Source organism: Chitinophaga sp. (assembly GCF_036566945.1).
Classification (GTDB): domain Bacteria; phylum Bacteroidota; class Bacteroidia; order Chitinophagales; family Chitinophagaceae; genus Chitinophaga.
In genome coordinates this window covers 1-12,160 of record NZ_DATCVJ010000811.1, presented here as the reverse complement: position 1 = coordinate 12,160, position 12,160 = coordinate 1, and the positions used below count along the sequence as shown (strand labels likewise).

Sequence of the window (12,160 nt, the reverse complement as noted above, 5' to 3'; positions counted from 1 at the left end):
ACGGTCGCGTACACGGTCCAGGTAGCCCTGTGCCTTGCTTACATTGCCGGTCAGATTAAGTTCTGCACCCATCAGCAACACATCTGCAAAACGGATCACCATATAATTGTCGAAATTGTCCCATTGGAAACTACCCCCCAGGTCATCTGCATTTTTGTCTTCCAACGGTGTATACTTTTTACAGTAGAAGCCCGTATACTGCGCCTGATCGCCCAATACAAAACTGTTCCCAAATCCTTCTCCCACAATAGAAATGATAGAAGCCGATTGTCTGCTGTCGCCGGGAGCGAAGGAATGATACAGTGCTTCATTCACCGTTGCTGCACCCCATCCTTTATAGTAGGGCGCCAGCACCTGGCTGCGGATGCCTAACATCACCTGCACCCGGTTACCGTTTTGCTGGTTTTGATCCCCCATACCGAGGTAGGTATATTGTATGGTGAAAATGCCTTCCTGGTTATTTTGTCCTGCATAGGCAGTGGTACTTTCTGCAGAAGCCCTGAACAGGTTTTGATATTTGGGTACGAGACTATAACCGCTGTTATTGATCACATCATCTATCGCGGCAATAGCATCTGCCTGCGTGACTACGCCCGCAATATCTGGCTTGTTGTAATACCCGGTGTAATAAAGAAATACCCGGCCCAGCAAAGCCTCTGCGGCCCATTTGGAAGCCCTGCCGTTTTCTGCAGCCGGAATGCTGCTGTAAGGAGTAGGTGCCAGATCAGCAGCTGCCTGCTTCAGATCATTGGCGATCAGCATGTAAACACTGTCAGGACTTGCCTGCGGAATATTATAGTTGCCCGGCTCCAAAGGCTCCGTGAGCAATGGTACATGCCCAAACATACGCACCAGGTCGAAGTAAAAGTAAGCACGCAGGAAATGCGCCTCTGCGATGTAACGTTTTTTCGTAGCCTCGTCACCGTTAAAGTTCACATTCCCCACTTTTTGCAGGAACTTATTGGCACGATAAATACCGGCATAATATTTTGTCCACGCATTACTGTTGAGGTCATTCAGCTTCAAACTCTTGTCCCACTGACTCCAGCCATTATCGGAAGCGCCACCACCACCAAAACAATTGTCTGACGCTATTTCAGAAGTCAGCTCAATGTTGCCGTAGCCATCCCAGTTTAATACACTATAAGCCGACACCAGCGCCTGGAAAGCATCCGTAGGCGTTTTGTAAAAGTCATCTTCTGTCACTGCATCTACGGGTAATGTTTCCAGGAAACTCTTAGAGCAGGAACCCAGTAACCCGGTGATTATTATTGCTGCAAATATTTTCTTCATGATTGCCGGAGTTTAAAATTTAACATTAAGACCGAATAAAATGGTTCTGGGCTGTGGGAAATAGCCAAGGTCGGTGCCGGAAGACCAGCTGTCGATACCATAACCCACTTCCGGATCAAGCCCACGGTAATGCGTAAACGTAAATACATTCAGCCCTGAAACATACAGCCTGAACTGCTGTATAGGTACATGCTTCAGCAATGTTTTCTTAAAATCATATCCGATGTTGATACTCTTGATACGCATAAAAGCGCCATTGTGTACATAGAGGTCAGAGAAACGCGTGTAGTTCTGATTGGCCTCATTATTCTGTGTTACACGGGGCATAGAATTAGAAGTACCTTCTCCGTGCCAGCGGTCAAAAACAGCCGTCGTATAGTTGTTGTAAAACCGGTCATACGCCCTGGTACCATCCACGATATCATTGCCACCTACACCACTTAGTAATACCGACAAATCAAATCCTCTCCAGCCGGCAGATAAAGAAATGCCATAGGTTTGTTTCGGATTGGGGTTACCTACTTTTGTTTTATCGTCAGCGGTAATCGTACCATCACCATTCAGGTCTACAAATTTTGCATCACCAGGCTGTGCCCCCGGCTGTATTTTCTGACCACCTTTGCCGGTATAGGCATCTATTTCTGCCTGATTCTGGAAGACGCCATCCGTTTTTAATCCGTAGAAATAACCGATAGGCATGCCGTTCTGTGCACGGAAGTATTCATCCATATTGGAAGATAATACTCCATTGTAAGAAGGATGTAATACGCCTTCCTGATTAGGAATTTCTACTACCGTATTTTTATTGAAGGCAATGTTACCACCCACACCAATCGTTACTTCGCCAAATTGATGGTTATAGTTAATCGCCAGCTCAATGCCTTTATTTTCAATATTACCACCATTGATGGTAGGAGCGCCGGTACCTACAATAGCAGGGATAGGAGCATCTACCAGCCAGTCGATGGTTTGTTTGCGGTACCAGTCAAACGCAATAGTCACATCTTTGAACAGCGTGGCGTCAAATCCGATATCCGTTTGTGTGGAAGTTTCCCATTTCAGGTTGGGATTGGGAATTTTGTTGGGAGAAGCGCCCACCGTTTGTACTCCGTTAAAGTAATAATCACGGTAGGTAGAATTTACAGTGGCTAAGTATGCATAGCTGGCAATCCTGTCGTTACCATTTTTACCCCAGCCACCACGGATTTTCAGGAAGTTCAGCCACTTGATGTCTTGCAAAAAGCTTTCGTTGGTGGCAATCCATCCGGCAGAAAAGGAAGGAAAATATCCATAGCGATTGTTGGCGCCAAACTTGGTAGAGCCATCCCGGCGCAGGATAGCAGTCAGCAGATATTTTTCGTCATAACTGTAAAATACACGTCCGAAGTAAGATTGCAGCGCTTCCACATACCGCGTGCCATATACCTGCCGGGTGTCTTTGTTTAAGCCGTTGCTGATCACAGCATGTTCAAAATCAGAAATGATCAGATCCGTTGTGCTGCCACCTACATTATACCCTTCAATTTTCCTGGCAGTAGTACCAGCTAAAATATTCAGGTTATGCTTACCGGTGGTAAACTGGTAGTTAAGGGTATTGTCCCAGTTCCAGTTAAGCGTTCGATATATCGATTGTGCTGCCTGCGAATGTTCATTGCTGTTATTGGTACCCAGGTTGTAAACCGGAATAAAGGAATTGAGATAGTTATAGGAAACATCCGCGCCAAAATCGGTACGTAAGGTAAGCCCTTTGATGAGGGTGGCTTCTCCATATATATTACCAATAATCCTGTCGGTAATACTTTTATTATTTTGCAGGTAATCAATGGCGCCAATCGGGTTGATCTCATCTGCATACGCTGCTTTACCATAGCTGCCATCTGCATTATACACCGGGAAAGTAGGATCGGCATTCAATAACCCGCGAATGGAGTTGTTGTATATATTACCGGTGCCAATACCCATTTGTCGTGTATGCGCATACGTTAAATTCTCCCCTATCTTAATCAGGTCTTTATATAACTTATGCTCTGAGTTAAGACGCAGCGATGTTCTTTCGAAATTAGATTTACCAGGTAATCCCATTACCCCCTGTTGTCCCTGATAGGAGAGGGAAGAGGAGAAAATAGAATGTTCGTTACCACCGGAAAGCCCCAGACTGTAATTCTGAATGGGCGCATTTTTTATGGTAGCCGCCTTTTGCCAGTCAGTACCCTTGCCCAGTTTGGCAATGGAGTCGGCTGAATAAATAGGAACGGCACCTGAGTTGATCGCCGCTTCATTCATAATATTGGCGTACTGTTGCGCGTCCAGCAGGTCCAGCTTTTTAGCAGGATTCTGCAACCCGTAAGAGGCGTCGAAACTGACGCTCATTTTACCGGTTCTTCCTTTTTTAGTGGTAATCATCACCAGTCCGTTAGCGGCGCGGGTACCATAAATAGCCGTGGAAGCCGCATCTTTCAGTACGTCGATACTGGCAATGTCCGAGGGATTCAGATAGTTGATATCTTCTGCCGGAAATCCATCTACAATGAACAACGGTTTAGAATTACCATTGGTACCAATACCCCGGATGGTAAATTTCATCGCATCACCCGGTTGTCCGGAGTTGGAAGTTACCTGCACGCCAGGTACCTGCCCCTGCAACGATTGCTCTACGCTTACGCTATGATTCTTTACCAGGTCATCTGTACTTAAATGCACAGTAGCCCCTGTCAGTACTTTTTTCTTTTGCGCACCGTAACCTATCACTACCAGTTCTTCCAAACCAGTGGAAGCGGATTCCAAACGTATCACCATGGCACCGCCCACTTTGGCAGGCACTTCCTGCTTATTAAAACCCATCAGCGAAATCACCAGTACTTCGCCGGCATCTGCCGATAAGCTGAACCCGCCATCTGCACCGGTAATGGTACCGCGGGTGCTGCCTTTTACTAAAATATTTACACCAGGCAGAGGAGAACCGTCTTTGGCATCCAGTACCTTGCCCGTGATCGTTTGTTTTACAGGACGCGTATATGCCTTCCCGTTATTTGCAGCGGCAACCTGCAACGCGGGAGGTGCAACAGCCAGACTGCATACAGCAAGTGTCCGTATGACAGATTGCCGCGGAAATAAATTGCTGATGGTGTACCAGATTTTCATGTTTAACGTGTTTTATTAAGGCGAAGGAATTTGAATGATATATTTCTTTTAAACAGACTATTCTTCAATAGATAAAGATGGTCCAGGTCAGATGGCCCGGACCGTTTTTGCTATTCCATTATATGTTATCATTTTACCTGTCTTATTGCTAATGTCCGGACCGGCAGGCGTTTGCTTACCCACAAATGTTACGCGGAAATAACGCTGCTGTAACATGTCCGGAAAACTACCCGCTCTTTTTCCTATACTCAATGTTTGCGCGGCTTCATCCCAGTGGAAAGAGATGTTACTGTAAGCGCCTTTTTCATATTGGTAGTTATTGTTTTCATCTTCATACAAACTAAAGTCCCCATCTTTACCAGTATATACATATAGCTGTATGGTATCCGCCTTCCGCTCATTGGTATACTGTAATGCCGGACCTACCGGTAAAATGGCGCCCTCTTTTACATACAAGGGCATCCGCGATAAAGGTGCTGCGGCCGTTACATGCTGCCCGCCTGCCTGGTACACACCGGTATAGAAATCATACCAGCCATTACCCGCCGGTAAATACAATTCCCGGCTACGCGCATGGTACTGTGTTACCGGATTCACCAGCAGGGAAGGACCAAACATATATTGATCCCGGATATTCAATACCGCTGTATCTTGTCCGAAATCCATCGCTAACCCGCGCATAATCGTATAGTCGTGATGGTAAGTGCTGCCAGCCAGTGAGTAGATGTAAGGCAACAGGCGGTAACGTAGCTGATCATAGTAAAGCATCGACTGGTACGCTACCGTACTGTCGGGTGCAATGTTAAACATCTCCCGGTAAGGATACTGCCCGTGAGAACGAAACAACGGACAAAAAGCACCATACTGAAACCAACGCGTATTCAGCTCTCTCCATTGTTCCAGCGCAGGACCCTGCGGATTCGGTTTGTCGTACTTATCTTCTACAAAAAAGCCTCCGATATCCGTTGTCCAATAAGGTAAACCAGACATGCAGAAATTGAGCCCTGCAGGTATTTGTCTGCTCATTTCTTCAAACGTAGCAGCAATATCACCGCTCCAGGTAGCCGCAGCATACCGCTGTAAACCAGCATAGGCAGAACGGGTAAGTATAAATACACGCTGATCCGGTTTGGTGGCACGTTGACCATCGTAAATACCTTTGGCATTTAACAGAGCGTATGTATTAAAGTATTGTGTGGAAGAGCCCAACGCAGTTGGATTCATCAGCGTTTTGCGCTGTTCTATAGAAGAGTTAGACAGTATGTCCGGCTCTGTGGCATCCAGCCACCACGCATCTATACCCTTGCTGAACAGGTTTTTGTTGATCAGATTCCAGAAGAGTTTGCGCGCTTCCGGGTTAAACGCATCGTAAAACGTAGATACGTAACCGTTACCTATCCAGTCGCGCTGCTGGTTTTTAATATTCTGCTTGTATAGCCAGTTTTTATTATCGAACAACTTGTAGTTATCGATGCCCTCATAAAATTTGGGCCACACAGATATCATGAAGTTGGCGTGATACTTTTCATGCAGGCGCTTAATCAATCCTGCCGGATCGGGAAAACGTGCCGGATCAAACTGCTGACTGCCCCATTCATCCTGTTTCCAGTAGCTCCAATCCAACACAATATTGTCCAGTGGAATCTTGCGTTTACGGAATTCGGCCACCGTATTTTCTATTTCATCCTGCGTTTTATAACGCTCTCTGCTCTGCCAGAAGCCTAATGCCCAACGAGGTACCATGGTAGCTTTGCCGGTTACCTGACGGTATCCGCTGATCACTTCATCCATATTCTCACCGTACATAAAGTAGTAGTCAATTTTTTCGGCGGCTTCAGAAGTCAGCTTCATCTTGTCCGCAGCAGTTGCCGGCGTAGGAGAAAGGAATTTGAGGGAAATAAAGGATTGTGAAGTTTCCGGGATCCACTCCACTTTAATAGTAGTGGGTTGTCCTTTCTTCAGCGCATGACGGAATACGGAAGCACCCGGATTCCAGCTTTCGCGCCACCTGTCCAGCTTTAGCTGTCCATCTATCCATACTTTGGTATATCCGGAGGTGGTCATGAAGAATTTGTACTCACCGTTTTCGTCTGCATTCACGGTACCTTCCCAGGTTACTTTTCCTTTTACCATCGGGAAAGCCGCAGGGAGATTAGCTAAGCGGTCGAGGAATTCGTAGTCAATTTTATCTTCTACTGCTTTCACATACACAGTATTGTTATAACGATCGCCATAAGTAGCGCTTAAACCACCGGCTTTTCCATCTGCGCTGGTTAAGTGTAAGGCAGACATTTGCTCGTATGGGCGCTCATCTCCGAACCGGGTAATGGAGTAGTTATCCCATAAAATACCATAATGACGATTAGAAATGACAAAAGGAACGGCAGCTACAGAATTGTACTGCGTGAGGTCTACATCCTGGCCTTTATAGTTCATCAGGCCGGTCTGGTGTTGTCCCAAACCGTAGAATGCTTCATCAGCGGGAGATTCAAATGCCTGTTGGATTCGATATAATGCTTTGTTATCGATCGTAACAGGGATAAAGTTTTTACCACCACCTTTCTGCTCCTGGAGTATAATATTTCCGGCATTGTCGCGGAAAACTACTTCCCCGGTCTGGAGAGCCACCGTGGCGGTAAGACTGGCAGTCTTCAATACCACCGCGTTTGTTTGTTCTTCTGAATCCCATTTTATGGCATTCCCTTTTATATCTATTGCCATCAGGCTGGGAGTCGTATCAAACTGATCTCCCGGAGTGGCGGTTACATGAATTACTTTGTCGGAAACTACCTGAAGCCTTACCTGTTTGGCACCATTAGGAGCTCGTTGTTTTAAATGAATCACCAGGCCATCTGCCAGCTTATCTACCTGGCTGGCATAACACCAGGAGGTAAGAAGCGTCATTAGTACGATCGGTATCGCCCTCTTTATCTGCATATCGAAACGGATTTTTTCCTTGATTGAACGTGGTTGTTTGTGGTACGTGTGGCTTTTTTCAAAAACGTGTTTACTTCAGAACGTGTGAAAACAAAAATAAATGGACGCAGGGAATCACAGGGTACCGGTATGTTTTAGATATAGGGTGATTATGTTAACCGCCTGGGCGAGAGAGGTAGCAGATTGATGTCGGTTAGGGCATCAAATGTTAATCAGTAAACCAGGAAGCCATTGGTTTTAAACGGGTTATAGGAGCAATAATCCAAGGAGGGAAATGGTGATCAAACAGTAGAGCAGGATTTCGATCAACAGATACAGCCGGTTATTTTTTTTGAAGTTGTGCTTGAGCATAGACAGAAAATTTTTGAGCGGGAGGGAGAAGGCATCAGCTTTATGCCTGCTCCCTCCCGCTTCTTAATCATTCCGGCAAAATTATCCATTGCCCCGCGGAGAGAGGGGTAGCATTTCGTTATTTAATAGGGCAGAATTGTTTTTTTTAGCGGAAAGCATAAAGCATAAAGCAAAAAGCTATTGTCGGGGATGTGGGATACAGATTATCCGCTCATATGTCCGCTACGGTAGCTTTATGCTTTATGCCTTCCGCTTTCTGCTTTATACAAGGATGGCAATACATTGTACTCCATCTTAAAATATTTGGTGAAATATTTCGGGTTGTTGAATCCTACTTCATAGGCGACTTCGGCTACGGTCAACTGACTTTTCTCCAGCAACTGCGCCGCCCGTTTTAAACGGATGCTCCGGATGAATTCAATCGGTGACCTGCCGGTGAGCGCTAATATCTTCTTATATACAGATACCCGACTCATAAACAAAGCCCGGCTCAGTTCTTCTACTGAAAAGTCGGGATTGGAAATATTCTTCTCTACTATCTGTAATGCCTGCCGGATAAATTGCTCATCTGCGGAAGAAATAGCCACCTCGCTGGGATGTGCATCTATATGCTGCTGGAAGGTTTTTCGTAAAGAAGACTGCTGGGAGATAATATTTCTGAGCCTTGATAACAGCACTTCAAAGTTAAAGGGCTTGGTGATATAATCGGAGGCGCCGGTTTCGAGAGCCTCCAGCTGCTGGGCTTCTTCTGCCCGCGCGGTGAGCAATACAATAGGCAGGTGCGCTGTACGCTGCTGTGAACGTATTTTCTTACAGAGTTCCAGTCCATCCATTTCCGGCATCGAAATATCACTCACAATCAGGTGGGGGAGGGTATGCTGTAAGAGTTTCCACGCAGCCAGTCCGTTTTCTGCTTCTATGATCTGGAAATACTGCCCCAGGTTGTCTTTCAGGTAGAAGCGAAAATCTTCGTTGTCTTCTACCAATAAGACCACCGGCTTCTTGCTGCTGGTATTAATGGTGGCGGGTATGGCGGCGGGCGTTGTGCTGCGGATGGTTTCCTGCACAGCTCCCGGTACTGCTGCCGTTGCGGTTTTTACGGGTAGTATTACGGTGAAGCAGCTGCCCATTTCCGGAGCACTGTCTACACTAATACTACCTCCATGCATTTTTACAAACTCCCGGGTAATAGATAAACCAATCCCGCTGCCCTGGTTCACCATGGAAGCAGGTACTTCATGCTGGAAGAAACGTTCAAATATATGATCCTGTTTTTCCAAAGGAATACCAATCCCATTATCTTTTACGGCTATTTCCAGTTGTGCGGAGGCTTCCTGGTAACTAACGCCAACGGATATACTGCCGTTTTCCGGCGTAAATTTAAAGGCATTGGAAAGCAGGTTGAAGAGGATCTTCTCTATTTTATCGGCATCATACAACATTTTCAGCTCCTGCACATTACTCTGAAAGGCAAGCTGTATATGCTTTTTGTCAGACAGGTCGGAAAAGGAGCCGGTCAGTTCTTTTACAAAACCTACCATATCCCCTTCGGCGGTATGCAGTTTTATTTCCTGTACTTCCATTTTGCGGAAGTCGAGCAACTGGTTCACCAGGTTCAGCAGGCGCCGGGCATTTCTTTGCATTAGCTCCAGCTGTCCCTTTACACTGCCTTCCGTAGTTTGGCGGATAATCTTTTCCAGGGGAGTAATAATAAGACTAAGGGGTGTTCTGAACTCATGACTCACATTGGTAAAGAAGCGTATTTTCAGGGTATCCAGTTCGTGCATACGCGCGGCTTCCTGCGTTTGTTGCTCCATCCTGAATTTGAGTCTTTCTCTTTCCTGGATAATCCTCCGGGCGATCAATAGGGCACCCAATATAAGCAGCGCGTAGCAAAGGAAAGCGGGCCATGTTTTCCAGAAAGGTGGCAACACACGGATTTGCAGGGTAACGCCGGTATCATTCCATACCCCATCATTATTGGATGCTTTTACCCGGAAAGTGTAAGTGCCTGGATCGAGGTTGGTAAAGGTAGCCCTTCGTTGCAGGCCATCGGTATACAACCATTCTTTATTAAAGCCTTCGAGCATATACGCATACCTGTTTTTTTCCGGGTGGAAATAATTCAGGGAAGCAAATTCCAGTGAAAAAACATTTTCGCCGGGCTTCAGGGTAATGCTCCGTGTTTCAGGAATGGCTGAGGTGAGCAGTATCCGGCCATTGATTTTTTCACCAGGTAAAATACTCTTGTTAAATATCTGCAGATCGGTGAGTACTACCGGCGGTATATTCTTGTTAAGGGCAATGGCATTTGGGTAGAAGATATTAAAACCATTGCCACCACCAAAGATCAGTTCTCCCCGGCTTGTTTTCAGCGCTGCATTTTCATTAAACTCTTTGCCCTGCAAGCCATCCGATTCATCATAGTTTTTGAATGAATACGTAGGGCCTTTGCCGTTAGTAGCGGCATGGATAGTCATGTTAGACAAGCCATTGGGAGTACTCATCCACAAACTATGATCGTTTGCTTCCAGGATATTCAGGATAGAATTATCCGGCAACCCGTCTTCTTTGCGAAGGGTATAAAAGCTGTTGTCTGCAGGATTAAAAAGATCCAGCCCCTCGCGGGTGCCCACCCAGATGCGGTCCTGGCTGTCCTGGAAAATACAGACTACATTATTATGACTCAAACTTCCGGCTACAGACGGAACGTTGCTGTAATGTTTAAAGGCGCCGGTTTGCGCATTTCTTACATCCAATCCCTCCGAGGTGCCAATCCACAGATTTCCGGCTTTGTCTTCCAGGAGGGCGGAAATATATTTGGAAGGCACTTCTTTTGAATAGTGTTGAAACTGTTGGGTTATAGGATCCAATCTGTTCAAACCACCGTTCAGCGTGCCTACCCACAGCTGCTTGTTTTTGTCTTCCAGCACTTCCCAGATACTGTTATCACTCAAACTACTGCTGTCTTTCGGATCATGCTTGTAATGAATAAACTGATGACCATCGAACCGGTCCAGTCCTCCGAAATAGGTACCCACCCATAGCTGTTGCCGATGGTCTATCCACAAACTCACAATAACGTTACCGGATATACTATGGGGGTTGCCGGCATCGTGCCGGTATTGGGTAAAGGTATTCCGGCTGCGGTCAAAATAGATCAATCCGCCGCCGTTGGTACCTATCCACAAGTTATGGCTGGCATCTTCCACAAACCGGTTCACGTCATTATAGGGCAAACTGTTACGGCTATACGCCTGGTACTGATAGAGCGGAAATTTTACCATGTTTTCATGATAATAGTTCAGTCCTTTTTTAAAAGTACCTATCCAGATAATACCGGTATTGTCTTTATAAAGGGTAGTGGTGCTGTTCTGACTCAGGCTGCGGTTATCTTCGTTGATATTCTCCATGTAACGGATGCTTTGGGCTTTCTTATCAATAATATTGATGCCGCCATGATCCGTACCAATCCAGATTTGCCCGTTATTATCCGGCACAATGCCCCGCACAATATTATTGTTCAGCGCCAGCCCCGGGGTAGCCTGATCAATATGCCGGAAGCTGCGTCCGTTGACGGCAAAATAGTAAACGCCGTTGTCTTCATTATTACTAAATATCCACAGGTCGCCGTCATTGTCGGTTACCATGTTCCAGCCGGCACCCGAACGTTCCGGTTTTACGAGGGTGGTGTTCCGGTACACTACCCGATGACTGCGCGCGTCCAGTTTTTCCAGGATCCCATTGCTGTGTAGTAGCCAGTAACCACCAGCCTTGTCCTGCACCATGGCGGAAACACTATTAGTGGCAATGCTGCTGCTGTCCGCGGTATGCACCAGTGACAGGGACTTATTAACGGCATCTACCAAAAAAATACCGGCAGTAGGATGGAGGAACCAGTATTGCCCCGACCTGTCTTTTATGATATCCGTCAACGCATTGCCCGGAATACCCCATTGCTGCAGGATCGTTTCAGGATGCCGGTTAAACCGGGTGGTGAGTGGGTTATATATATTGATGCCCCGGCGGGTTTGTATCCAGAGCTGCTGCCCTGGCCCCGTCATAATTTTAGCAATATTGTTATCGGAAATGGACGTGCTGTCGCGTAGATCGTGCTGGTAAACGGTGAAATGATACCCGTCAAACCGGTTCAGGCCAGACACCGTGCCAATCCACATGAAGCCGGTACTATCCCTGAATACACAATTTACCTGGTTATTAGACAGTCCCTGATTGATATCAATCCGGTTGAACTGATAGGTGAGGGTTTGCCCCCATATAAGTGTTGAGAATAGTATTAATAAAATGAATATGAAAACCCTCTTCCGCATGGACACATTCCTTGGTTGAAAAATTGTTGACCTGACAATTATAAAGGCGCAACAATATAGTACAAAACGGTTATAAACAAAGAAAGGTCGAAAGAATTCGACCTTTA

General features: G+C 46.2%; 4 protein-coding genes. All 4 read right to left on the bottom strand.

The annotated features are described in order from the left end of the window. A partial coding sequence (locus VIP81_RS24540) for a RagB/SusD family nutrient uptake outer membrane protein (protein ID WP_331967550.1) occupies positions 1–1,293 on the bottom strand: 1,293 nt, incomplete at its 3' end. Positions 1,294–1,305: 12 nt separating this feature from the next. Continuing rightward, complete coding sequence (locus tag VIP81_RS24535; RefSeq protein WP_331967548.1) at positions 1,306–4,434, bottom strand: TonB-dependent receptor; 3,129 nt, start codon at positions 4,432–4,434, stop codon at positions 1,306–1,308. 87 nt (positions 4,435–4,521) lie between these two features. Next, positions 4,522–7,371 (bottom strand): TIM-barrel domain-containing protein, encoded by a 2,850-nt coding sequence (locus tag VIP81_RS24530; protein WP_331967546.1) that lies wholly within the window; start codon positions 7,369–7,371, stop codon positions 4,522–4,524. Positions 7,372–7,955: 584 nt separating this feature from the next. Further along, positions 7,956–12,053, bottom strand: coding sequence for a two-component regulator propeller domain-containing protein (locus VIP81_RS24525; protein ID WP_331967544.1), 4,098 nt, complete (start codon positions 12,051–12,053; stop codon positions 7,956–7,958). Positions 12,054–12,160 lie beyond the last annotated feature (107 nt).